This window comes from Pseudomonas sp. LAMO17WK12:I1, assembly GCF_900177315.1.
Lineage (GTDB): Bacteria > Pseudomonadota > Gammaproteobacteria > Pseudomonadales > Pseudomonadaceae > Aquipseudomonas > Aquipseudomonas marginalis.
In genome coordinates, this window is record NZ_FWZV01000009.1 from 238,769 (window position 1) to 261,627 (window position 22,859).

22 protein-coding genes are annotated in these 22,859 nt (G+C 61.1%); 12 read left to right on the forward strand and 10 right to left on the reverse strand.

Annotated elements, in window-relative coordinates:
• Positions 1 to 19 precede the first annotated feature (19 nt).
• Complete coding sequence (locus B9N88_RS19005; protein ID WP_027605578.1) at positions 20 to 394, reverse strand: cytochrome c; 375 nt, start codon at positions 392 to 394, stop codon at positions 20 to 22.
• A gap of 70 nt (positions 395 to 464) precedes the next feature.
• On the opposite strand from B9N88_RS19005, the gene arfB reads away from it, so the two are divergent.
• The gene (arfB, locus tag B9N88_RS19010; protein WP_017139168.1) at positions 465 to 878 is read left to right on the forward strand and encodes an alternative ribosome rescue aminoacyl-tRNA hydrolase ArfB; all 414 of its coding nucleotides are present in this window, start codon (positions 465 to 467) and stop codon (positions 876 to 878) included.
• On the opposite strand, the gene B9N88_RS19015 is transcribed toward arfB, so the two are convergent.
• The 3 genes from B9N88_RS19015 to B9N88_RS19020 form a co-directional block, all read right to left on the reverse strand.
• Entirely contained in the window at positions 875 to 2,071 is a 1,197-nt protein-coding gene (locus B9N88_RS19015; protein ID WP_027605579.1) for an MFS transporter, read from the reverse strand. The genes arfB and B9N88_RS19015 overlap by 4 nt on opposite strands.
• A 104-nt stretch (positions 2,072 to 2,175) precedes the next feature.
• Positions 2,176 to 2,349 (reverse strand): hypothetical protein, encoded by a 174-nt coding sequence (locus B9N88_RS32680; protein WP_162844272.1) that lies wholly within the window; start codon positions 2,347 to 2,349, stop codon positions 2,176 to 2,178.
• Positions 2,350 to 2,716: 367 nt separating this feature from the next.
• Positions 2,717 to 3,028: an Mpo1-like protein gene (locus B9N88_RS19020; protein WP_027605580.1), complete on the reverse strand. Its 312-nt coding sequence runs from the start codon at positions 3,026 to 3,028 to the stop codon at positions 2,717 to 2,719.
• Between the two features lie 162 nt (positions 3,029 to 3,190).
• Between B9N88_RS19020 and B9N88_RS19025 the strand changes: the two genes are divergently transcribed.
• Positions 3,191 to 4,249: an AraC family transcriptional regulator gene (locus B9N88_RS19025; RefSeq protein ID WP_027605581.1), complete on the forward strand. Its 1,059-nt coding sequence runs from the start codon at positions 3,191 to 3,193 to the stop codon at positions 4,247 to 4,249.
• On the opposite strand, the gene B9N88_RS19030 is transcribed toward B9N88_RS19025, so the two are convergent.
• The 6 genes from B9N88_RS19030 to B9N88_RS19055 form a co-directional block, all read right to left on the reverse strand.
• Positions 4,206 to 5,660: a TrkH family potassium uptake protein gene (locus B9N88_RS19030; protein WP_027605582.1), complete on the reverse strand. Its 1,455-nt coding sequence runs from the start codon at positions 5,658 to 5,660 to the stop codon at positions 4,206 to 4,208. The two genes, B9N88_RS19025 and B9N88_RS19030, sit on opposite strands and share 44 nt — an antisense overlap.
• Positions 5,661 to 5,828: 168 nt before the next feature.
• Positions 5,829 to 7,172: an imelysin family protein gene (locus B9N88_RS19035; RefSeq protein ID WP_027605583.1), complete on the reverse strand. Its 1,344-nt coding sequence runs from the start codon at positions 7,170 to 7,172 to the stop codon at positions 5,829 to 5,831.
• A 126-nt stretch (positions 7,173 to 7,298) separates the two neighbouring features.
• On the reverse strand, positions 7,299 to 9,350 hold the full coding sequence (locus B9N88_RS19040; RefSeq protein WP_027605584.1) for a putative bifunctional diguanylate cyclase/phosphodiesterase: 2,052 nt from the start codon (positions 9,348 to 9,350) through the stop codon (positions 7,299 to 7,301).
• A gap of 537 nt (positions 9,351 to 9,887) precedes the next feature.
• The gene (locus B9N88_RS19045; protein WP_003212997.1) at positions 9,888 to 10,484 is read right to left on the reverse strand and encodes a superoxide dismutase; all 597 of its coding nucleotides are present in this window, start codon (positions 10,482 to 10,484) and stop codon (positions 9,888 to 9,890) included.
• A 178-nt stretch (positions 10,485 to 10,662) separates the two neighbouring features.
• Positions 10,663 to 11,262: a LysE/ArgO family amino acid transporter gene (locus B9N88_RS19050; RefSeq protein ID WP_027605585.1), complete on the reverse strand. Its 600-nt coding sequence runs from the start codon at positions 11,260 to 11,262 to the stop codon at positions 10,663 to 10,665.
• A gap of 5 nt (positions 11,263 to 11,267) precedes the next feature.
• The gene (locus B9N88_RS19055) at positions 11,268 to 11,669 is read right to left on the reverse strand and encodes an ACT domain-containing protein (RefSeq protein WP_027605586.1); all 402 of its coding nucleotides are present in this window, start codon (positions 11,667 to 11,669) and stop codon (positions 11,268 to 11,270) included.
• A 99-nt stretch (positions 11,670 to 11,768) separates the two neighbouring features.
• On the opposite strand from B9N88_RS19055, the gene B9N88_RS19060 reads away from it, so the two are divergent.
• The 10 genes from B9N88_RS19060 to B9N88_RS19105 all read left to right on the forward strand — a co-directional run bounded on the left by B9N88_RS19060 (position 11,769) and on the right by B9N88_RS19105 (position 22,857).
• Positions 11,769 to 12,662: a LysR family transcriptional regulator ArgP gene (locus tag B9N88_RS19060; protein ID WP_027605587.1), complete on the forward strand. Its 894-nt coding sequence runs from the start codon at positions 11,769 to 11,771 to the stop codon at positions 12,660 to 12,662.
• 52 nt (positions 12,663 to 12,714) lie between these two features.
• Positions 12,715 to 13,713, forward strand: a complete 999-nt coding sequence (locus B9N88_RS19065) for an NAD-dependent epimerase/dehydratase family protein (protein ID WP_027605588.1) — start codon at positions 12,715 to 12,717, stop codon at positions 13,711 to 13,713.
• Between the two features lie 127 nt (positions 13,714 to 13,840).
• Positions 13,841 to 14,686 (forward strand): ATPase, encoded by an 846-nt coding sequence (locus B9N88_RS19070; RefSeq protein ID WP_027605589.1) that lies wholly within the window; start codon positions 13,841 to 13,843, stop codon positions 14,684 to 14,686.
• Between the two features lie 152 nt (positions 14,687 to 14,838).
• A complete protein-coding gene (locus tag B9N88_RS19075; protein ID WP_027605590.1) occupies positions 14,839 to 16,098 on the forward strand; it encodes a D-mannose isomerase in 1,260 nt (419 codons plus the stop codon).
• Positions 16,099 to 16,202: 104 nt separating this feature from the next.
• Positions 16,203 to 17,489: an ABC transporter substrate-binding protein gene (locus tag B9N88_RS19080; protein WP_027605591.1), complete on the forward strand. Its 1,287-nt coding sequence runs from the start codon at positions 16,203 to 16,205 to the stop codon at positions 17,487 to 17,489.
• An 80-nt stretch (positions 17,490 to 17,569) separates the two neighbouring features.
• A complete protein-coding gene (locus B9N88_RS19085; RefSeq protein WP_003175732.1) occupies positions 17,570 to 18,478 on the forward strand; it encodes a carbohydrate ABC transporter permease in 909 nt (302 codons plus the stop codon).
• Positions 18,471 to 19,316, forward strand: a complete 846-nt coding sequence (locus B9N88_RS19090) for a carbohydrate ABC transporter permease (RefSeq protein ID WP_027605592.1) — start codon at positions 18,471 to 18,473, stop codon at positions 19,314 to 19,316. Before B9N88_RS19085 ends, B9N88_RS19090 begins: the two co-directional genes overlap by 8 nt.
• Positions 19,317 to 19,318: 2 nt before the next feature.
• Positions 19,319 to 20,479, forward strand: coding sequence for an ABC transporter ATP-binding protein (locus B9N88_RS19095; RefSeq protein ID WP_027605593.1), 1,161 nt, complete (start codon positions 19,319 to 19,321; stop codon positions 20,477 to 20,479).
• An 85-nt stretch (positions 20,480 to 20,564) separates the two neighbouring features.
• Positions 20,565 to 21,911, forward strand: coding sequence for a carbohydrate porin (locus B9N88_RS19100; protein ID WP_027605594.1), 1,347 nt, complete (start codon positions 20,565 to 20,567; stop codon positions 21,909 to 21,911).
• 100 nt (positions 21,912 to 22,011) lie between these two features.
• On the forward strand, positions 22,012 to 22,857 hold the full coding sequence (locus tag B9N88_RS19105; protein ID WP_027605595.1) for a D-hexose-6-phosphate mutarotase: 846 nt from the start codon (positions 22,012 to 22,014) through the stop codon (positions 22,855 to 22,857).
• Positions 22,858 to 22,859 lie beyond the last annotated feature (2 nt).

Consider the following 22,859-nt stretch of genomic DNA (forward strand, 5'->3'; position numbering starts at 1 on the left):
TTTTTGCGGTTTGAAGCCGTCAACTTTTTGAAATCACACCGCTCATGTATTCATTCAAGTCGCGAAAGTCCTTAACGTTCCAGGCATGCGGCGCGACCTTCACCCCATTCTCGCGCAGCGTTTTTGGGATCAGGTCTCCATTCGGGCGAAGTATGACCGACGACACAATAACGCCCGGGTAAGCCGCCAGCCGTTTTTTGAAGGCTGGGGTTGTCAGGTCAGGTGTAGGCGGGTTGCTTTTATTGGCCAACGGCCCCGTTGCCTTGAGGTCCGGCCCGTGGCACATGGCGCAGCGCTGTGAATAGAGGTTTTTGCCATTGGCGTTATCTGCAAAGGACAGTGACGTTTGAATGAGTGATAAGGTGCCGAGCAAAGTGATCAATAGTCTTTTCATTGTCATGCGTCCTTGTTGTTGAGGCTGTTGTCCTGATTGGGTGTGTCTGTTGCCTAGGGTTTATTGAGTGATGCTGGTTATTTCCAACAACGTGCACCTGCCCGATGCCGAAATCGAGCTGACCGCCATCCGCGCCCAGGGCGCCGGCGGGCAGAACGTCAACAAGGTGTCGAGCGCGGTGCACCTGCGGTTTGATATTCCGGCGTCGTCGCTGCCGGCGTTCTACAAGGAGCGACTGCTGGCACTGCGTGACAGCCGTATCACCAGCGAAGGCGTGCTGGTGCTCAAGGCCCAGCAGTACCGGACCCAGGAACAGAACCGCGCCGACGCGCTGGAGCGCCTGGTGGAGCTGATCCTCAGTGCCACCAAGGTCGAGAAGAAGCGCCGCCCGACCAAGCCCACCCTGGGCTCGAAAAAGCGGCGCCTGGAATCCAAGACCAAGCGCGGCAGCATCAAGGCCGGGCGCGGCAAGGTCGACTTCTAGGCATCGCGCGCTTCGCGGGCCTTGGGTGCTTGCCGGTACAGGTAGACACTCAGCAGCAGCCCACCGAGGGCGGCGAGGGCGGCGAACAGGAAGATCGACGCAAAACCGAAACCTGCCGCCACGGCCCCGGCCAGCGGCCCGGTAATGCCCAGCGACAGGTCGATAAACAGCGAATAGGCGCCCACCGCCGAACCACGGCTGGATGCGGGCACCAGGTTGACCGCCTCCACCCCCAGCGCCGGAAACACCAGGGAGAAGCCGAAACCGCTCAACGCCGCGCCGGCCAGGGCCAGGTTGGCATCCGGCGCCAGCCACAACAGCAGCAGGCCGAGGATCTCCACCGACAGGCAGGCGATCGCTACGCGAAAGCCGCCGATACGGTTGATCAAGTTGCCGAACAGCAGGCGCGCACCGATAAAGCTGGCGCCGAACAGGCTCAATGCCCACACCGCGTTATCCCAGTGCTGGGTGGTGTAATACAGGGTGATAAAGGTGGCGATGGTGCCAAAGCCGATGGAGCCCAGGGCCAGCGCGCAGCCGTGGGGCAGGACTCGGCCCAGTACGTTCATGAACGGCAGGCGCACGCCGGCGACGATGGGGGCGGCCACTTTGTTCCAGGCCAGCAGCACGCCGACGACCGCCAGCAGGATAATGCTGACACCCATGCTCCACAGTCCGAAATTCCGCACCAGCAGCACACCCAACGGCGCACCGACCGCCAGCGCGCCGTAACTGGCGATGCCGTTCCACGAAATGACCTTGGCGGTATTGGCCGCGCCCACCCGGCCGATGCCCCAGCCGATGGCACCTGAGCCCACCAGGCTTTCTGCGCTGCCCAGTATCAATCGACCAATGAGCAGGCTGGCCAGGCTGACGGCCGGCACGCTTGAAAACCACGCCGCAAGCAACATGAACACGCCACTCGCGCCGCACCCCACCAGGCCGATCAGCACCGCCCGCTTGCTGCCCAGGTTATCGATGATTTTGCCTGCATACGGGCGGCTCAGCAGCGTGGCCAGGTACTGCACGCTGATCACCAGGCCGGCGATCACCGCCCCGTAGCCCAGTTCACTGTGGACATAGCCCGGCAACACGGCCAGGGGAATGCCGATATTCAGGTAGCCGATAAAGGTGAACAACACGATGGAAACAACTTGCAGCGTTACCGCCAGGGGGCGCTGGGTATCTGGCATGGGAGAGGTCCACTGTCGCAGCAGGTAAAGATAGGCTGCTAATGATACCGGGGCTTGGGCGTGCGCAGGGCGGTAAAACGCAAAAACGTCAGATCAAAAAGACGTCAGGCTTGAAGGGGGGCGAGTAACTGGGTGGTGACCAGGGCGGCCAGGGCGTTTTCCTGGGTGCCGAAGCGCTTGAGCAGCAAGGCTTGTTTGTCCGCGCTGAGGCGGTTCCACACGTCGACCATCTGCAGGGCGGTGTCGAGTACGGCGGTGTCCGGGAGGGTGTCTGTCATGGCGGGTACCTCGGGGGTGATTCAGGCAGTGTGGAAAGCGTTCAAAGGTACGCTTTCCACACGGTCTGGTACGGCGTCAGTCCTGGCTCTTGCTGTCGACTGGTTTTGCTTCTTTGGCCTCAGGCTGCTTCGCGCTGGCCTGCTGCGGTGTTGGCTGCTCAGTTTCGTGCAGGCTTGGGAAGGGGAGATTAGGTATCTCGTGCATCGTCGTCGCTCCTCGCAAAGTCTGTTTTTTCAATCGCAGGTGATTCCGCGCTCTCAAAAAGCCTTGGCAGGATACAGCACTGTAAATGACAAAAAGACTTTTATATCGCCGGGTGTACGAACCTTTTATCGTTTTTACGCAAGTGACAAGAGGTCACATCGCTCAGAACGGCACCTTGCCGAGGATCATGTCGCGGTACATCACAAAATCCCCCAGCAAGCTGTAGAACGGGTGCTGGAAGGTCGCCGGACGGTTCTTTTCGAAGAAGAAGTGCCCGATCCAGGCAAAACTGTAGCCGGCAATCGGCACGGCCAATAACAGCCCCAGTGAACCTCGGCCGATGGCATAGGCCAGGATGCCGATCACCAGGGTAGTGCCGATAAAGTGCAGGCGCCGGCAGGTGCTGTTGCCGTGCTCGGTCAGGTAATAGGGGTAAAACTCGGCAAAGCTATTGAATCGCTTGAGGTTTTCCACTGCAGCCGGCCCTTTGATTGTTGTGCCGCCGAACAGATGTTCGGCGGGGAGCTTATTTGAGTCTAGAGTGATCAGTGGTAACAGCCAGTGACAATAGATGCCACTTTAGTATCCTTGGCTTTCCTGGCTGCCATTTTGAGCCTGCTTTATTAAGAAGACGCCATGAGCGAACGAACAACTTCTGCAAGCTGGGCGATGGGGATAGTCAAGGCACTGGAAATGGACGGCCTGGATTGCCGCGCCTTGTTCAAGCAACTGGGCCTGGACTACGCCGCCCTGAGTGACCCCGATGCACGGTTCCCGCAAGACTCCATGACTCGCCTGTGGCAGCGCGCGGTCGAGCTGTCGGGTAACCCGGCGATTGGCCTGAACATGGGCAAGGTGGTGCGCCCGGCGTCGTTTCATGTGGCCGGTTACGCCTTGATGTCCAGCAACACCCTGGCCGAGGGCTTTATGCGCCTGGTGCGTTACCAGCGGATCATCGCCGAAAGTGCCGATTTGAGTTTCCGACTATTACCTGAAGGCTATGCGCTGATTCTGACGGTGCATGGCGATCATCTTCCGCCGACCCGACAAAGCGCCGAAGCCTCCCTGGCCTGTGCGTTGGCGCTGTGCGGCTGGCTCACCGGGCGGACCCTGCAACCCCGCAAAGTGCTGTTGCAGGGCGATCAGCCGGGGGACCTGGCCCCCTATAAACAAGCGTTCCATGCCCCGCTGGAGTTCAATGCGCCGTATGACGCGCTGATCTTTGAGCGCGCCGACATGGACGCGCCGCTGCCCACGGCCAACGAGGCCATGGCGCTGTTGCACGATCGATTTGCCGGTGAATACCTGGCGCGGTTCTCCGAAAGCCGCGTGACCCACAAGGCGCGGCAGGTGCTGTGCCGACTGCTGCCCCAGGGCGAGCCCAAGCGCGAAGTGGTGGCCCAGACCCTGCACCTGTCCCAGCGCACCTTGCAGCGGCGCCTGCAGGAAGAAGGCACGAGTTTCCAGACCCTGCTCGACGACACCCGCCGCGAACTGGCCGAGCAGTACCTGGCGCAGCCGAGCATGACCCTGTTAGAGATCGCCTACCTGCTGGGCTTTGCCGACCCGAGCAACTTCTTTCGCGCGTTTCGCCGCTGGTTCGATGCCACGCCCGGCGAATACCGGGCGCGACTGCAGGACGCGTCGACGGTCAGTGACGCCAGAACGCCGGAATGCACAGAACAAAGACTGTGATGATTTCCAGCCGGCCCAGCAGCATGCCCAGGGACAGGATCCACTTGGCCGCATCCGGCAGGCTGGCGAAGTTGCCGGCCGGGCCAATGGTTTCCCCCAGGCCCGGGCCGACACCGGACACGGTGCTGGCGGCGCCGGTGAGTGCGGTCATCCAGTCCAGGCCCAGCAGCGACAAGGCCAGGGCGATGGCGCAGATGGTGATGGCGAAGAAAAACGAAAAGGTCAGGATCGAACGCACGATCTCTTCGTCGAGGCGGTGGCCGTTGTACTTCTGCTTGATTACCGCGCGCGGGTGAATCAGCTGGTTCAAGTTGGCCTTGAGCAGGATATAGGCGACCTGGAAGCGGAAAATCTTGATCCCGCCCGCCGTGGAGCCGGAACAGCCACCGATGAAGCCCAGGTAGAAAAACAGCATCAGTGAGAAATTGCCCCACAGGCTGTAGTCCCCCAGTGCAAAACCGGTGGTGGTCACTACCGACGTGACGTTCAACGCCACATGGCGCAGGGCATCCAGCCAATGCAGGTTGGTGGTCCACCAGTACCAGGTGCCGAGCACCAGCCAGGTCACCAGCAACAAACCGAGCAAGCCCTGTACTTGCTGATCCTTGATCAATGCCTTGCGATTACCCCGCAAGGTGGCCACGTACAGGGTAAACGGCAAGCTGCCGAGGATCATCACCACCACCGCCACCCAGTGCACCGCCGGTTGTTTCCAGTGCGCCAGGGACTCGTCCGAGGTGGAGAACCCACCGGTGGAAATCGCCGACATCGCATGGTTGATCGCATCGAACAGGCCCATGCCGGCCCACCAGAACGCCAGGCTACCGAGGATGGTGATGCCGACGTAGGCCGCCACGATCAGCCGCGCCACCATGTGCGAGCGGGGCATGACCTTCTCCGAGCGGTCCGAGGATTCGGTCTGGAACAGGCGCATGCCACCGATGCGCAGCAGCGGCAGGATCGCCACCGCCATGCCGATAAAGCCGATGCCGCCGAGCCAGTGCAGCAGCGAGCGCCACATCAGAATGCCAGGGGACAGGGTGTCCAGGCCGCTCAGCACCGTGGAACCGGTGGCGGTGATGCCGGACATGCTTTCGAAAAACGAGTCGGTGTAGCTGATGTGCTGGGTCAGCAGGAACGGCAGCGCGGCGAATACGCATACCACCACCCAACTGCTGACCGTGAGCAGGTACATGTCTCGCGGACGCAGGTGCACGTGTTCGGGACGCCCGGGAATCACCAGGGCGAGCCCGGCGACAAAGGTGATCAGGCTGGCCCAGAGGAACGAGGGCAGGTCGCTGGTCCGTTCGAAAATCACCAGGGTGGCCATGGGCACGACCATGGCGATCGCAAGGGTGATCAGGAAGATGCCGATGATGAAACCGATGATGCGTAGGGTCGGCAACGCCATGAAGTGAGCTCGAAATAGGGCAGAGGCGCCATTCTACCTGGGGTGCCGGGCATGTAAACCGGGCCTTGAAGGCGACGCAAATCAAATGTGGGAGGGGGTGGCGGTCCTACTGTGAAAGGCAGGTAAAAAAAGGCGACCCGAAGGCCGCCTCATTTAACACCGCACTGATCAGAACTCGTGATCAGCGTTATCCGGGTTCAGGTCGCTGATGCCCAGCTTGCCGGCAGCGGCTTCGATCGAACCGGTCTGCTTGACCAGGGCGGCGATGGCGTCACGCACGATCTGGTTGCCCGCGTCGTTACCGGCGGCGATCAACTGGTCGTAGTGTTCACCCTTGTTGGCATGATCAACCATGACCTGGATTTTCGCTTCGGTCGCCGCCAGGTCCGCTTTCAGCGCGGTATCGGCCGCCGGGTCGGCCTTGGCCACCAGGGACGACAGGCTGGCGCCGGTCAGTTTGGTGCCGTCGACGCGGGTGTACTCGCCCAGGTAGACGTTGCGGATGCCCTTGGCGTCGTAGAAGTGCGAGTAATGGGTGTTGTCGCTGAAGCAGTCCTGTTCGTCTTCCGGCGAGTTGGCTTCCAGGGAAACCTTCATGCGTTCACCGGCCAGTTCGCCCAGGGACAGGCTGCCCATGCCGAACAACATTTTGCGCAGGCCGTCGGTGGCAGGTTCTGCCTCCAGGGTGGCGCGGTAGTTGTCTTCGACGTTGGGTTTCCAGTTGCCGACCATTTCCTGCAGGTCGCTGACCAGCAGTTGGGTCACGGCGGTCAGGTAGGCGCGGCGGCGCTCGTTGTGGCCGCCGGTTGCGCCGTCGCCGGTCAGGTAGTCCGACGCAGGGCGGTTGCCGGCGCCTGGGCCGGTGCCGTTCAGGTCCTGGCCCCAGAGCAGGAATTCGATGGCGTGGTAGCCGGTGGCGACGTTGGCTTCGGAACCGCCCAGCTCATTGAGGCTGGCGAGTTTTTCCGGGGTGATGTCCTTCACGTCGACCTTGTCTTCGCCGACCTGGACTTCGGTGTTGGCGATGATGTTGGCGGTAGCGCCCGGGTTGCCCAGAGCGTGTTCGTAGGATTTGTCGACGTAGTCGATCAGACCTTCGTCCAGAGGCCAGGCGTTAACCTGACCTTCCCAGTCATCGATGATGGTGTTGCCGAAGCGGAACACTTCGCTCTGCAGGTACGGAACGCGCGCGGCAACCCAGGCGGCGCGGGCGGCTTTCAGGGTTTCGTCGTTCGGTTTGGCGAGGAAGGCGTCGATTGCGGTTTGCAGGGTTTTTGCCGTGGACTCGGCATCGCTGTACACCGCGAAGACCATGTCGGCGTAATGCGCAACCACGGCCTTGGCGGCCGCTTCATCGACCTGGCCGGCAGGGGTGGCAGCCGCTGGAGCGGTGGTGCTGGCAGCCGGGGTCGGCGCCTGGTTGGCTGCGGGCTTGTCTTTACCTTCGCCGCAACCGGCGAGAGAAATGGCAATGGCCAGCAGACTGGCGGTGGCCAGGGGCATACGAATCATGGCGAACATCCTGCTTCGGTTGTTGATGGGCGCGCGGGGGTCGCGCAAAACTGCGACATAATGCGAAAGATTTGCATTTTGTGTAAAGGGTTATACGCGGGAAATCTTCAGTATCGTTTTGTCCGCTCAGAGAATAGCCGCGCCATTGCGCTCCGCCTGCTTCAAAAAAGCCGCCAACTCCCGGGCCGGCAGGGGTTTACTGTAGTAGTAACCCTGACCTTCATGGCAACCCTCGGAGATGATGTAGGCCTCCTGCTCCGCGGTTTCCACGCCTTCCGCGATGACCTGCATGCCCAGGCTTTTGCCCAGTTGGATAATGGCGCGAACGATGGTGGCGTCGTCATCGTCGTCCAGTAGGTCCTGGACGAAGCTTTTGTCGATCTTGATCTTGTCCAGGGGCAGGCTCTTCAAATAGCTCAAGGAGGAATAGCCGGTGCCGAAATCATCAATCGCGATCAATGCCCCGGAGCGGCGCAGGCTCAACAGGTGTTGGGCGGCGGTGCTGATGTCTTCCATCAGGCCGGTCTCGGTGACTTCCAGTTCCAGGCTGCGCGGCGGCAGGCGGTAGATCTGCATCAGGTTGTTGACCACCCGTGGCAACTCGGTGTGGTGCAACTGCACGGTGGACAGGTTGACCGCCATGCGCAGTTCGGTGAAGCCCAGGTCATGCCATTCGCGCAATTGTCGACAGGCCTGGTCCAGTACCCATTCGCCAATCGGAATAATGGTGCCGTTCTGTTCTGCCAGCGGGATGAACAGGTCCGGCGGCACCAGGCCGTGTTCCGGGTGCTGCCAGCGGATCAGGGCTTCCACGCCTACCACACGCTGGTCGCGGTAGCTGATCTGCGGCTGGTAGACCAGGTGGAACTGGTCGCGGCTGAGGGCATCGCGCAGGTCTTTTTCCAGCTCGCGGCGGCGGCGCATTTCGCTGTCGACGCTGGCGATATAGAACTGATAGCGGTTGCGAGAGCGACTCTTGGCCAGGGTCATGGTCTGTTCGGCTTTTTGCAGCAGCTTCTCGGTGCTGTCGCCATCTTCGGGAAACAAGGTGATGCCGATGGTGGCGCGCAGGCGAATTTCCTCGTGGTCGAGGGCGAACTCCGCCTCCAGGTCGTCGAGGATGCTTTGCGCCAGTTCGGCCGCTTCGTAGGGCTGGTCGATATCGGCCTGTACCAGCGCGAACTGGTCGCCCCCCAGGCGGGCGAGGGCGCCGAGGCGACCGCTGTGGGCGCGCAGACGGTCGGCCAGGGCCAGCAGCAATTTGTCGCCGGCCTGGTAGGTGAACTGCTCGTTGACGCTTTTGAAGTCATCCAGTCCCACGCACAGCACCGCTACGCGGCGCTGGCGGCGGCCGGCGTCGATGAGGATCTTGTCCAGTTGCTCCTGCAGTTTCTGGCGGTTGGGCAGGCCGGTGAGAAAATCGTACTGGGCCATGCGCAGCAGGCTGGATTCCGCCTCATGGCGCAGGTGGGTGTTGCGCTCGATGGATTCGAGCAACTGGTTGGCGGTGTTGATCCACAACCCCAACTCGTTGCGCTCGTGGCCCTTGAGTTGCGGGATCTTGTGCTCGCTGGGACGGTCCGGGTTGATCGATGTCAGGTGTTCGATAATCCGCGACAGCGGCTTGGTCAGCAGCCAGTGGTAAACCAGGTACAACACCAGGCCCATGGCCAAGGCGCGTAACACGCCGGAAATGAAGATGATCACCGAACTGACAATAAAACCCTGGCCGTACGTGGCGGTGTCGAGGGTAATGCTCAGGTCGCCGTAATATTCGCTGTAGGGGCCTTTGCCGACCAAGGCCGTGGTGAAGGTGCGTTCCCGGCCAAGAATCAGGTCGGTGAGCCAGCGGCTGGGGGAGTGCTGCAAGGCGCGGCTTTTTTCTGCCAGCATGGTTTCGTTGGGATGGCCGATGGAGGCCATGCGCACCGCCTCGTCCTGGAACAGCCCCTCTATCACCTGCATGCCCATCTCGCGGTCCAGGCTATAGACGGCCTGGGTCGAGGGGTCGCGAAACATGTCAAGGATGCGCTGGGCATCACCGGCCACGGCCTGGCGCGTCTTGTAGGCATCGAACACGATCTGCGCCACGCTCAGCGTCACGCCCACGATCAACGCCGACAGCAGCACGACCCGTAGCAACTTCACCGACAAGCTGTTTTTGAGTTCCAGCTTCAAAGGGGCATTCCTTGTCTCATGCGGGTGGCCTTCAATATGCCATGAGTATTGGCAATCTGAGGTTGGCAGTCAAAGGAACATTGCGGCTGGGGATGGTTTGGGAAAAATGTCGAGGAGCGTTGTGGCTCAGCGTCGCGTGGGGTGAGAAATAAAACTGGGGCGCGAGGGGGCTGTAGGCGGATTGAGATCCGCCATTCCCTCTTTATCCTCCTATCTTCGGCAGTACCTCTGCGGCGGAAGATGCAAAGTTGATTGTTCCTTTGAGCGCTTGCCCTGCGCCTGGTGCGGCGCTGTCCAGTACAGGAGCGGCTACATCAGCGACTACGGGGAGCGCGGTTTGAGCCGCTTGGGTGGCGACCCCGACGGCTAATCCGACTGCTGCGGTTTCTGCTATTGGCATGAGAACTCTCCGATATTGGATAAGAGGGGGATTCCTCTCGCCGTATAGGTGGCAAGTTCCCATTGCTGAGTTCCATCATTCCTGCCTCGCATAAAAAAGCCCGGCATTCGCCGGGCTCTTTCTACTGCAAGGGTTGCTTAGGCAGTGAAGGTCTTGCCTTCGAACTGCTCAGCGACGAACTTCCAGTTGACCAGGTTCCAGAACGCTTCCACATACTTTGGACGCACGTTGCGGTAGTCGATGTAGTAGGCGTGTTCCCACACGTCGCAGGTCAGCAGCGGGGTGTCGCCGCTGGTCAGCGGGTTGCCGGCGCCGATGGTGCTGGCCAGGGCCAGGGAACCGTCAGCCTTTTTCACCAGCCAGCCCCAACCGGAACCGAAGGTGCCGACGGACGTCTTGGTGAATTCTTCCTTGAACTTGTCGAACGAACCGAACGCGGCGTTGATGGCTTCAGCCAGCGCGCCGGTAGGTTGGCCGCCGGCGTTTGGTGCCAGGCAGTTCCAGTAGAAGGTGTGGTTCCAGACCTGAGCGGCGTTGTTGAAGATGCCGCCCGAAGAAGACTTGACGATTTCTTCCAGGGTCTTGCCTTCGAACTCGGTGCCTGGCACCAGGTTGTTCAGGTTCACGACATAGGTGTTGTGGTGCTTGTCGTGGTGGTACTCCAAGGTTTCCTTGGAGATGTGCGGCTGCAGGGCATCGTGTGCGTAGGGCAGCGGCGGCAATTCGAAAGCCATGATGATTCTCCTAATCAGGTCAGTTGCGGTGAGCGCAAGGCCGATCACGGGCGGCCAAACAAGCGCCGGGGAGTTTGTACTCTTTGCGGCGCAGGGTCCGGATCATAGCACCGGGGGTGCGGCAAAACCACGCAACAACTGTGTGGGATAGAGGTTCCAGAGCGTTTTGGAATATTCATCAGGCGCTGATCAATTGATAGGCCACGCTGAACATCATCACTGCTACCAACAGGTCCAACAGGCGCCATGTCGCCGGGCGTGCCAGCCACGGCGCCAACCAGGCCGCGCCGAGCGCCAGGGTGGCGAACCACAGCAACGATGCACTCGCGGCCCCGGCCACGTAGGCGCCGGGTTCGGTTTGTTGCGCGCCCAGCGAGCCGATCAGCAGCACCGTGTCCAGATACACATGCGGATTGAGCAACGTGACCGCCAGGGCACTGAGCAATACGGCGCGCAATGAGCGGACCTTGAGGTCGCCCCCTTGCTCCAGGCCCTGTGTCGAAAACGCCCGGCGCAGCGCCAGGGTGCCGTACCACAGCAGGAACGCGGCGCCGCCCCAGCGGGCAATTGCCAGCAGCAGCGGGTTTTGTGCCAGTACCGTCGCCAGGCCGAATACCCCGGCTGCCACGAGCAAGGCGTCGCACACCACGCACAACGCTGCCACTGGCAGGTGATGTTCACGGCGCAGGCTTTGCGCCAATACAAATGCGTTTTGCGTGCCGATGGCCATGATCAGCCCCAGGGCCACCAATAATCCGTTCAGATAGCTTTGCCACATAACCATTACTCCGAAGTCGCTGCCAGTTGCCGCAATACGTCCATGGCTCGCTCGGCATCCGCGCGGCCGACGAACAGGTGGTCGTGGTAGTAGCCGGCGATCACGTTGCAACTGATCCCGGCCTTGCCGAGTGCGCTGGCGAAGGCGGCCGTCAGGCCCACGGCTTGCAGCGCTGAATGCACATTCAGGGTGATCCACGCCGCGATGTAGTCGAACGCCAGGCCGGCCTGTTCCGCCTGCCGGCGCTCCAGGATCAGGGTCAGGCCTTCCTGTTCGCGAAAGCTGCCGATGGCCTCGCAACCGGCCGGAATCCGATGGTCAGGCAGGGTGCAGAACACGTAGTCACCGTCATTGAGCTGCGGGCTCATGCTGCGCAGCAGGGTTGCCAGGGCGGTTTCGCCAGCCATGCTGAAGGTCCTTATGAAGAGAGAAGCGATGCTGGCTATTCTCATGGCCCAGGCTGTATAAGAAAAACCAATATTGCTGATCGCTCATTAGAGAAACTGATGTTCGACTATAAATTGCTTTCCGCCCTGGCGGCGGTGGTGGAACAGGCCGGCTTCGAGCGCGGTGCCCAGGTATTGGGGCTGTCGCAATCGGCGATTTCCCAGCGCATCAAGTTATTGGAAGCACGCATCGGCCAGCCGGTGCTGGTGCGGGTTACGCCGCCGGCGCCCACCGATATCGGTCGGCGTTTGCTTAACCATGTGCAGCAAGTGCGGCTGCTGGAGCGCGACCTGCAAAGCCAGGTGCCGGCGCTGGACGAAGAAGGCATGCCCGAACGCCTGCGCATCGCCCTGAATGCCGACAGCCTGGCCACTTGGTGGGCCGAGGCGGTCAGCGACTTCTGTGCCGAGCAGCATTTGCTGCTGGATCTGGTGGTAGAAGACCAGACGGTGGGGCTCAAGCGCATGCGCGCCGGCGAGGTGGCCGCCTGTATCTGCGCCAGCGAGCGCCCGGTGGCCGGAGCCCGCAGCCTGTTGCTCGGCGCCATGCGTTATCGGGCGTTGGCCAGCCCGGCATTTGTTGCACGGCATTTCCCCGAAGGTGTGCGTGCCGACCAACTGGCGCGCACACCGGCGCTGGTGTTTGGCCCGGATGATTTCCTGCAGCATCGCTATTTGGCGTCTCTGGGCGTGGACGGTGGTTTCGAACACCATTTATGCCCATCGTCCGAAGGCTTTATCCGCCTGGCGGAAGCCGGGCTCGGCTGGGGGCTGGTGCCTGAACTGCAGGTGCGCGACCAGCTGGAAAAAGGCGTGCTGGTCGAGTTGATGCCAGATAAGCCCATCGATGTGCCGTTGTACTGGCATCATTGGCGCAGCGGCGGGCAGCTGTTGGGCCTGTTGACCGACCACCTGGCCCAAGCCTGTGGACAATGGTTGGTGCCGTTGGACTGATGGCGGTCGTCAAGGCAACAGCGATGAAAAATGAAAGAACACGGGGTAATACATGAAGATTCTGGTCACCGGCGCAAGCGGCTTCATCGGCGGGCGCTTTGCGCGTTTCGCCCTGGAGCAGGGCCTGGACGTGCGGGTCAACGGGCGGCGCGCCGAGGGGGTGGAGCACCTGGTTCGACGCGGTGCCGAGTTTATCCAGGGTGACTTGAGTGATGCCGACCTGGTGCGCGACCTGTGCCGCGATGTCGAAGCCGTTGTGCATTGTGCAGGCGCCGTGGGCTTGTGGGGGAAGTACCAGGACTTCCATCAAGGCAACGTGCTGGTGACTGAAAACGTCGTGGAAGCCTGCCTCAAGCAGCGCGTGGGCCGTCTGGTGCACCTGTCGTCGCCGTCGATCTACTTCGACGGGCGCGATCACCTCGGGTTGACCGAAGAGCAAGTCCCCAAGCGCTTCAAGCATCCCTATGCGGCCACGAAGTACCTGGCCGAACAGAAAGTGTTCGGCGCCCAGGAGTTCGGCCTCGAGGTGCTGGCCCTGCGCCCGCGGTTCGTCACCGGTGCCGGTGACATGAGTATTTTTCCGCGCCTGCTGAAAATGCAGCGCAAGAACCGCCTGGCTATCGTCGGCGACGGTCTCAACAAGGTCGACTTCACCAGTGTGCACAACCTCAACGAAGCGCTGCTCAGCAGTTTGCTGGCCACCGGTTCGGCCCTGGGCAAGGCCTACAACATCAGCAACGGCACGCCGGTGCCGGTGTGGGATGTGGTCAATTACGTGATGCGCCAAATGGAGTTGCCCCAGGTGACCCGTTATCGCTCCTACGGCTTGTCCTACAGCGTGGCGGCGCTTAACGAAGCCTTTTGCGCAATGTGGCCCGGTCGTCCGGAGCCGGCGTTATCGCGCCTGGGCATGCAGGTAATGAACAAAGATTTCACCCTCGACATCAGCCGGGCCAGGCATTATCTGGATTACGAGCCCAAGGTCAGCCTGTGGACCGCCCTCGACGAGTTCTGCAGTTGGTGGAAGGCCCAGGATCCCGGGTTCAAATAAGGTCACAACAGGCAACACATCGGGAACCGAATTCCAGGTTCCGGGTCGATCAACGCGATGGGGTTGGGGTTTATACTCCCGTCGCTCGGCTTTCCAGCCGGCTAACTCACTGATTCAGGGTTGATTCATGCGTAACGATGCCAAAGACGATTTCGACAACATTCCCAGCCTGCGGGCCGATCTTGGGGATGACGATGATTTCGAGCCTTCCCCGGCCACCTCGGTGCGTTCGCGCAACACGCCCGTGGTCAAGGTCAAGGGCGCCAGCACCGGCCCGCTGTGGGCATTGATCGGCGCGCTGCTGATCGCCTTCGCCGGCCTGGCCTGGTGGAGCTTCCAGCAGATTTCCCTGATGGGCCAGCAGTTGGTTGCTACCCAGGAAAGCTTTGCGCGCATCAGCGAAGAAGCGGCAGGGCGCCTGCAGGACATTTCCGGCAAGGTCGTAGCCAGTGAAGCCAACGTGAACAACGGCAGCGAAGCACTGAAACTGCAGATCAAACAGCTGGAAACCCAGCTGCTGGAGCAGGGCAAGCAGCAACTCGGCGTTGCCGGCCAGGCCACCGAGCTGGACAAGCGCCTGGCGCAAATGACTGCCAGCACCACTGAGCTGTCGGGCGCCAATGCCAAGCTGCAGGGCCAGGTGCAAGCCTTGACCGATGCAGTGGCCACCCTGAAGGCAGCGCAGGGCGATGCCGGCAAGCGCGATACCGAGATAAAGGAATTGGCTGCTGATGTGGCCGCCTTGAAAAAGCAAGGTAACCCGAGCGCAGCCATCGCCCGTCTTGAGCAGGACCTCGTGGTACTCAAAAGCGCCCAGGACAGCCAGCCGGCCAACAGCGATGCGCCGACCAACAAGGAGTTCGACGTGTTTCGCATCCAGACCACCCGCAATATCACCACCTTGCAGAGCCAGGTGCAGAACCTGAATCAGCGCCTCAACGCGCCAGCGGCTGTCACGCCGCTCGGCCAGTAATATCGGGCCTGTGGCAAGCCCGCTCGCCACAGGCCGACTGAGCGGCTTGAATGTCACCATCTGGTGACATTTCCCATCCCCTTCGTTACTTGCCCCCACCTCGCCCTTGTTTAGACTCCGCGTCATCCCACAAACAATAATAAGGGCCACCCATGACCACGCAACCACTGCCTGCCAGCAGTTGGCTGAATGCACCTGCCCATCACGCCTGGCTCGCCGCCGAAGGCCAACGCCTGCTGGCATTCGCCAAGGCCTCCCGTCTGCCTGAGGGGTTTGGCAACCTCGACGACAAAGGCCAGTTGCCGGCCGATGCCCACGCCGAAACCATGAATACCGCGCGCATGACCCACAGCTTCGCCATGGCCCATGCCATGGGCTTGCCGGGTTATGCCGAATTGGTGGCGCACGGTGTTGCGGCCCTGGGCGGACCTTTGCGTGACAGCGAACACGGTGGCTGGTTCGCCGCACCCCAGGCCCTGGACGGCAACACCGGCAAGGCGGCCTACCTGCATGCCTTTGTCGCCCTGGCCGCCAGCTCTGCCGTGGTGGCGGGCGCGCCTGGCGCGCAAAATCTGCTGAGCGACGCCATTCATATCATCGACCAGTTCTTCTGGAGCGAAGAGGAGGGCGTGATGCTCGAATCCTTCGCCCGGGACTGGAACGGCGTCGAAGCCTATCGCGGCGCCAACAGCAACATGCACGCCACCGAAGCCTTCCTGGCCCTGGCCGATGTCACCGCCGACACTCGTTGGCTGGACCGCGCCCTGCGCATCGTCGAACGAGTGATTCATACCCACGCCGCCGCCAACCAGTTCATGGTGATCGAGCATTTCGACGCGCAATGGCAACCCCTGCTCGATTACAACGAAGACAACCCCGCCGATGGCTTCCGCCCGTATGGCATCACCCCTGGCCATGGCTTTGAGTGGGCGCGGCTGGTGCTGCACCTGGAAGCCGCGCGCCTGCAGGCCGGGCTGGCCACGCCGGACTGGCTGCTGAGCGCCGCCAAGGGCCTGTTCGCCAGCGCCTGCGACTATGCCTGGGCCGTGGATGGCGCCCCCGGTATCGTCTACACCCTGGACTGGAGCCACCGCCCGGTCGTGCGTGAGCGTCTGCACTGGACCCACGCCGAAGCCAGCGCCGCTGCCCAGGCCTTGCTCAAACGCACGGGTGAGCTGCATTACGAAACCTGGTACCGGCGTTTCTGGGAGTTTTGCGACACCCATTTCATCGACCGCCTCCACGGCAGCTGGCACCACGAACTCAGCCCGCACAACCAGCCCAGCAGCACCATCTGGGGCGGTAAACCGGACCTGTACCATGCCTGGCAAGCGGTTGTGCTGCCTGCACTGCCCCTGGCCCCAAGCATGGCCAGCGCTTTAGGCGCTGGGTGTTATGTCACCAAGTGGTGACATTTGTGCATCCCTTTGTTACCTGTGCTCGAAAAAACCATGTTTAAACTCCGTGCAGCGCAAGCTCCAGACTTGCATGCATAACAACAAGAAAAGGTATTCAGATGAACGCGATTAATCGCCTCGCCGTAGCTATTTCCGTTGCCTCGTTGTTTCCCCTCAGTGCATTTGCCGCCGACTCCAAAGGGACGGTTGAAGTTGTGCATTGGTGGACCTCGGGTGGCGAAAAAGCGGCTGTAGATGTCCTGAAGGCCCAAGTAGAGAAAGACGGCTTCACCTGGAAAGACGGCGCCGTCGCAGGTGGCGGTGGCGCCACGGCCATGACCGTGCTGAAAAGCCGCGCGGTCGCCGGCAACCCGCCAGGCGTTGCCCAGATCAAAGGCCCCGACATCCAGGAGTGGGCCTCTACCGGCCTGCTCGACACCGACGTCCTGAAGTCCGTCGCCAAAGACGAAAAATGGGATTCCCTGCTCGACAAGAAAGTCTCCGACACCGTGAAGTACGACGGCGACTACGTTGCCGTACCGGTCAACATCCACCGCGTGAACTGGCTGTGGATCAACCCGGAAGTCTTCAAGAAAGCCGGTATCACCAAGAACCCCACCACCCTCGAAGAATTCTACGCCGCCGGCGACAAGCTCAAGGCCGCGGGCTTCATCCCGCTTGCCCACGGTGGCCAGCCTTGGCAGGACAGCACCGTGTTCGAAGCGGTGGTCCTGTCGGTAATGGGCGCCGATGGCTACAAGAAAGCCCTGGTCGACCTCGATAACGCTGCGCTGACCGGCCCGGAAATGGTCAAGTCCCTGACCGAGCTGAAGAAAGTCGCGACCTATATGGACGTCGACGGCAAAGGCCAGGACTGGAACCTCGAAGCAGGCAAGGTCATCAACGGCAAGGCCGGTATGCAGATCATGGGTGACTGGGCCAAGTCCGAATGGACCGCCGCGAAGAAAGTCGCCGGCAAAGACTACGAGTGCGTAGCCTTCCCGGGCACCGACAAAGCCTTCACCTACAACATCGACTCCCTGGCGGTGTTCAAGCAGAAAGACAAAGGCACTGCCGCTGGCCAGCAGGACATCGCCAAAGTCGTGCTGGGTGAAAACTTCCAGAAGGTGTTCAGCATCAACAAGGGCTCGATCCCTGTTCGCAACGACATGCTGAACAAAATGGACTCCTACGGTTTCGACTCCTGCGCCCAGACCGCCGCCAAGGACTTCCTGGCTGACGCCAAGACCGGCGGCCTGCAGCCAAGCATGGCGCACAACATGGCCACCACCCTGGCGGTGCAAGGTGCGTTCTTCGATGTCGTGACCAACTACATCAACGACCCGAAAGCCGACCCGGCCGACACCGCCAAGAAACTCGGCGCTGCGATCAAGTCTGCCAAGTAACGGTTGACCTTGTGAGGGGGATCCCTGACCCCTCACAAGGCGTGCTTCTGTAGTCCTTTTTCCCTGTATTGGATTTCCCCATGAGTTCTGTTGCTGTGTTCAGCAAAGCCTCGCCGTTCGATGCACTGCAGCGCTGGCTACCCAAACTGGTGCTGGCGCCCAGCATGTTCATCGTGTTGGTGGGTTTCTACGGCTACATCCTGTGGACGTTTGTGCTCTCGTTCACCACCTCTACGTTCCTGCCAAGCTACAAATGGGCGGGTCTTGCGCAATACGAGCGGTTGTTCGACAACGACCGTTGGTGGGTGGCGAGCAAGAACCTGGCGCTGTTCGGCGGGATGTTCATCGGCATCACCCTGGTGATCGGCGTGACGCTGGCGATTTTCCTCGACCAGAAAATCCGCCGCGAAGGTTTTATCCGCACCATTTACCTGTACCCGATGGCGCTCTCGATGATCGTCACCGGTACCGCCTGGAAATGGCTGCTCAACCCGGGCATGGGCCTGGACAAACTCCTGCGTGACTGGGGCTGGGAAGGCTTCCGTCTCGACTGGCTGATCGACCCGGACCGGGTGGTCTACTGCCTGGTGATTGCCGCCGTGTGGCAAGCCTCCGGTTTCATCATGGCGATGTTCCTCGCCGGCCTGCGTGGGGTTGATCAGTCGATCATCCGTGCCGCCCAGATCGACGGCGCGAGCCTGCCGCGCATCTACTGGAGCGTGGTGCTGCCGAGCCTGCGTCCGGTGTTCTTCAGTGCGGTGATGATCCTGGCGCACATTGCGATCAAGAGCTTCGACCTGGTGGCGGCCATGACGGCCGGTGGCCCGGGCTATTCGTCCGACCTGCCCGCCATGTTCATGTACTCGTTCACCTTCAGCCGTGGCCAGATGGGCATGGGCTCGGCCAGTGCAATCCTGATGCTCGGTGCGATCCTCGCGATCATCGTGCCTTACCTCTACTCCGAGCTGAGGACCAAGCGTAATGACTAGTCTCGCTGCCAAACCTGCCATCAGCCTGAGCCGCATCGCGATCTACGCGGTGTTGATCCTCGCTGTATTGCTGTACCTGGTACCGCTGGTGGTGATGTTGCTCACCAGCTTCAAGACCCCGGAAGACATCAGCACCGGCAACCTGTTGAGCTGGCCGACCGTGGTCAGCGGCATCGGCTGGGTCAAGGCCTGGGCCACCGTGGATGGCTACTTCTGGAACTCGCTCAAGATCACCGTGCCGGCCGTGCTGATTTCCACCGCCATCGGTGCATTGAACGGTTATGTGCTGTCGTTCTGGCGCTTCCGTGGTTCGCAGCTGTTCTTCGGCTTGCTGTTGTTCGGCTGCTTCCTGCCGTTCCAGACCGTGCTGCTGCCCGCGTCGTTCACCCTCGGCAAGATGGGCCTGGCCAGCACCACCACCGGCCTGGTGTTTGTGCACGTGGTGTACGGCCTGGCGTTCACCACGCTGTTCTTCCGTAACTACTACGTGAGCATCCCGGATGCGCTGATCAAGGCGGCACGCCTGGACGGGGCCGGTTTCTTCACCATCTTCCGTCAGATCATTCTGCCGATGTCCACGCCGATCATCATGGTCTGCCTGATCTGGCAGTTCACCCAGATCTGGAACGACTTCCTGTTCGGTGTGGTGTTCTCCAGTGGCGACTCCCAGCCCATCACGGTGGCGCTGAACAACCTGGTCAACACCAGCACCGGGGCCAAGGAATATAACGTGGATATGGCGGCGGCGATGATCGCCGGGCTGCCGACCCTGCTGGTCTATGTGATCGCAGGCAAGTATTTCGTGCGCGGCCTGACGGCCGGCGCGGTCAAGGGGTAATCATGGCTACGCTTGAACTTCGCAATGTAAACAAGACCTATGGCGCCGGCCTGCCCGACACCTTGAAGAACATCGAACTGTCGATCAAGGAAGGGGAGTTCCTGATCCTGGTCGGTCCTTCGGGTTGCGGTAAGTCCACGCTGATGAACTGCATCGCCGGCCTGGAGACCATCACCGGCGGCGCGATCATGATCGGCGACCAGGACGTCAGCGGCATGAGCCCCAAGGACCGTGACATCGCCATGGTGTTCCAGTCCTACGCGCTGTACCCGACCATGAGCGTGCGCGAGAACATCGAGTTCGGCCTCAAGATCCGCAAGATGCCCCAGGCCGACATCGACGCCGAAGTGGCGCGGGTGGCCAAGCTGCTGCAGATCGAACACCTGCTCAACCGCAAGCCGGGCCAGCTCTCCGGCGGCCAGCAACAGCGCGTGGCCATGGGCCGGGCCCTGGCACGTCGGCCGAAGATCTACCTGTTCGACGAACCGCTGTCGAACCTCGACGCCAAGCTGCGCGTCGAGATGCGTACCGAAATGAAGCTGATGCACCAGCGCCTCAAGACCACCACGGTCTACGTGACCCACGACCAGATCGAAGCGATGACCCTGGGCGATAAAGTGGCGGTGATGAAGGACGGCATCATCCAACAATTCGGCACGCCGAAAGAAATTTACAACGACCCTGCTAACCTATTTGTGGCAAGCTTTATCGGTTCACCACCGATGAACTTCGTTCCTATGCGCCTAAAACGCAAGGACGGGAAGTTGGTGGCGCTGCTCGACAGCGGCCAGGCGCGATGCGAATTGCCGCTGGGTATGAACGACGCCGGCCTGGAAGACCGTGATGTGATTCTGGGCCTGCGCCCGGAGCAGATCGTGCTGGCGTCGGGTGAGGGTAATGGTTCGTCGAGCATTCGTGCCGAGGTCCAGGTCACCGAGCCGACCGGCCCGGACACACTGGTGTTTGTGCAGCTCAATGACACCAAGGTCTGCTGCCGTTTGGCGCCTGATGTGGCGCCGCAGGTGGGCGAGACCCTGACACTGCAATTCGATCCATCCAAGGTATTGCTGTTCGACGCCAACACGGGCGAGCGCCTCGGCACTGCTTCTTCATTGCCCGCACAGGGGCATGCGGACAACGTGGCCCAATTCAAAGGTCGCTGAAGTAGATAAGTTGTTGTTTTAGATGAAAAAAGTAACCCGCGTTAGATAAAAACAGTTTAATAACAATAAAGACGAGGATGTAGGGATGAAAAAGCAACACAACAACACTCGGCTGATCTGCCAACTGTCAGCAGCAGCAGCCCTTGTACTGTCCGCCAATGCGATGGCGGCCGATGCATTCAGTGCCGACTCCAAGTGGATGACCGGTGATTGGGGCGGCGAGCGTACCAAGCTGATCGAGCAAGGTATCGACATCAAGGCTGACTACGTAGGGGAAATGGGCGCCAACCTGCGCGGCGGCTACAACGACGACAAGACCGGCCGTTACTCCGACCAGTTTGGGTTGGGCGTGGCGCTGGACCTGCAAAAGCTGTGGGGCTGGGATAACACCCAGGCCAAGATCCAGCTGACTAACCGTAATGGCCAGAACATCTCCAACGACCGCATTGGCGACCCGCGTGCCGGCACGCTGAGCTCGTCCATGGAAGTCTACGGTCGTGGCCACATGGTGCGTCTGACCCAGTTCTGGATTCAGCACCAGATGTTCGACAACAAGCTGGACGTGAAGCTCGGCTACTTCGGTGAAGGCGAAGACTTCAACACCTTCCCGTGCGACTTCCAGAACCTGTCGTTCTGTGGCTCCCAGGTCGGCAACTATGTAAACACCTGGTACAACTGGCCGGTCAGCCAGGCCGCGATCCGCGTGAAGTACAACATCACGCCTGAGCTGTATGCGCAAATCGGTGCGTACAACCAGAACCCGTCGCAGCTGGAGCACGGCAACGGCTTCAAGCTCAGCGGCAGCGGCACCAAGGGCACCGTGATTCCGGTGGAATTGGTCTGGTCGCCGAAGGTGAATAACCTGCCGGGCGAATACCGTGTGGGTTACTACAAGAGCGCCGCCGATGCTGCTGACGTTCGTGAAGACGTCAATGGCAACGATGCTGCTACCACCGGTGCGGCCTACCGTACCCGCAGCAGCAAAAAAGGCTACTGGTTCGTTGCCCAGCAGCAACTCACCACCCATAACGGCGACGCTTCCCGTGGCTTGAACATCGCCGCCAACGCGACCTTCCACGACAAGGAAACCAACCTGGTCGACAACTACCAGTCGTTGATGCTGGTGTACAAAGGCCCATTCGACGCGCGTCCGAAAGATGACGTCGGTATTGGTGCCGCGCGTCTGCACGTCAACGATGACGTGAAGAAAAACGCCGAACTGCTGAATGCCGCCAACGGCGTGGCCGATTACGACAACCCGCTGTTCTCGCCGATCCGCGAAACTGAGTACAACTTCGAAATCAACTACGGTTTCCACGTCACCAACTGGCTGACCGTGCGTCCCAACCTGCAATACGTTGTCCAACCGGGCGGCGTGGATAAAGTCGACAACGCGCTGGTGGCGGGCCTGAAAATTCAGTCTACGTTCTAACGCTGTTGCGATAAGCTCCTTCTCTCTGTGCGCATTTTGCGGGTAGCCATGGCTATCCGCTTTTTTTTGGGTGGCACTGTGATATTTGGGACCGTGGCACATGCATGAGCAACCGCTGCAACGCTTTTTCAAATCCCTGCGCGAGCGTCCGGTGTTCGCCTGGGAGCGCTTTCAGATGCGCGACGTGTTGGTAATCGACCATCCGCTGTGCCAGGCGGTGTTCAGTCGCCAGGGCGCGCAACTGTTGCACTTTCAGCCCCGTGGCCAGAAACCCTGGCTGTGGTGCGCAGCCAAGTGGCCGCAAGTCGGCGCCATCCGTGGCGGCATACCGGTGTGCTGGCCATGGTATGGCCGCCATCCGAGCGAAAACGCTTGGCCGTCCCATGGTTGGGCGCGGTTGATCGACTGGAAACTGCTCGACAGCAGCAGCGACGACGACGGCGTGCGCCTGCACTGGCAATTGCAGCTGTGCGACTGGCAGGTCGACCTGCACGCGCACCTGGGCGACACCCTGGAACTGCGCCTGAGCACCGAGCATCAGGACGAGTTGCCGTGCCAGTTGAGCCATGCTTTGCACGCTTACTGGCGTATTGGACACGTTGATGAGATAGCGCTGTCTGGGCTCGACGGCGCGCACGGTTACGACCAGCTCAATCGCCAGGCGTGCCAGCAGGAAGGCGAACTAAGGGTGGATGGCGGGTGCCAGCGGGTGTTCCAGCACGATGGCGAACTGCAGCTCAAGGATCACGCCTGGCAGCGTGAACTGTGCATCGATACCGGCGACAGCGCCGACACCGTCGTATGGCATCCGGGCAGCCGGCCACTATTGGGCGTTAGTTTTAACGAGGCGTCGGGGTTTGTGTGCGTGGAGTCGGCGATGGCCGGGGCGAGCCTGGCGCCGGGGGAGCGGGCGCATCTCAGTCTGCAGGCACGGGCGGGAGTCTAGCG

Bases quoted from the DNA above. Each gene is read 5' to 3' on its own strand.
- B9N88_RS19005 (WP_027605578.1), bottom strand. From the start codon at position 394: ATGAAAAGACTATTGATCACTTTGCTCGGCACCTTATCACTCATTCAA.
- arfB (WP_017139168.1), top strand. From the start codon at position 465: ATGCTGGTTATTTCCAACAACGTGCACCTGCCCGATGCCGAAATCGAG.
- B9N88_RS19015 (WP_027605579.1), bottom strand. From the start codon at position 2,071: ATGCCAGATACCCAGCGCCCCCTGGCGGTAACGCTGCAAGTTGTTTCC.
- B9N88_RS32680 (WP_162844272.1), bottom strand. From the start codon at position 2,349: ATGACAGACACCCTCCCGGACACCGCCGTACTCGACACCGCCCTGCAG.
- B9N88_RS19025 (WP_027605581.1), top strand. From the start codon at position 3,191: ATGAGCGAACGAACAACTTCTGCAAGCTGGGCGATGGGGATAGTCAAG.
- B9N88_RS19030 (WP_027605582.1), bottom strand. From the start codon at position 5,660: ATGGCGTTGCCGACCCTACGCATCATCGGTTTCATCATCGGCATCTTC.
- B9N88_RS19035 (WP_027605583.1), bottom strand. From the start codon at position 7,172: ATGATTCGTATGCCCCTGGCCACCGCCAGTCTGCTGGCCATTGCCATT.
- B9N88_RS19045 (WP_003212997.1), bottom strand. From the start codon at position 10,484: ATGGCTTTCGAATTGCCGCCGCTGCCCTACGCACACGATGCCCTGCAG.
- B9N88_RS19050 (WP_027605585.1), bottom strand. From the start codon at position 11,262: ATGTGGCAAAGCTATCTGAACGGATTATTGGTGGCCCTGGGGCTGATC.
- B9N88_RS19055 (WP_027605586.1), bottom strand. From the start codon at position 11,669: ATGGCTGGCGAAACCGCCCTGGCAACCCTGCTGCGCAGCATGAGCCCG.
- B9N88_RS19060 (WP_027605587.1), top strand. From the start codon at position 11,769: ATGTTCGACTATAAATTGCTTTCCGCCCTGGCGGCGGTGGTGGAACAG.
- B9N88_RS19065 (WP_027605588.1), top strand. From the start codon at position 12,715: ATGAAGATTCTGGTCACCGGCGCAAGCGGCTTCATCGGCGGGCGCTTT.
- B9N88_RS19070 (WP_027605589.1), top strand. From the start codon at position 13,841: ATGCGTAACGATGCCAAAGACGATTTCGACAACATTCCCAGCCTGCGG.
- B9N88_RS19075 (WP_027605590.1), top strand. From the start codon at position 14,839: ATGACCACGCAACCACTGCCTGCCAGCAGTTGGCTGAATGCACCTGCC.
- B9N88_RS19080 (WP_027605591.1), top strand. From the start codon at position 16,203: ATGAACGCGATTAATCGCCTCGCCGTAGCTATTTCCGTTGCCTCGTTG.
- B9N88_RS19085 (WP_003175732.1), top strand. From the start codon at position 17,570: ATGAGTTCTGTTGCTGTGTTCAGCAAAGCCTCGCCGTTCGATGCACTG.
- B9N88_RS19090 (WP_027605592.1), top strand. From the start codon at position 18,471: ATGACTAGTCTCGCTGCCAAACCTGCCATCAGCCTGAGCCGCATCGCG.
- B9N88_RS19095 (WP_027605593.1), top strand. From the start codon at position 19,319: ATGGCTACGCTTGAACTTCGCAATGTAAACAAGACCTATGGCGCCGGC.
- B9N88_RS19100 (WP_027605594.1), top strand. From the start codon at position 20,565: ATGAAAAAGCAACACAACAACACTCGGCTGATCTGCCAACTGTCAGCA.
- B9N88_RS19105 (WP_027605595.1), top strand. From the start codon at position 22,012: ATGCATGAGCAACCGCTGCAACGCTTTTTCAAATCCCTGCGCGAGCGT.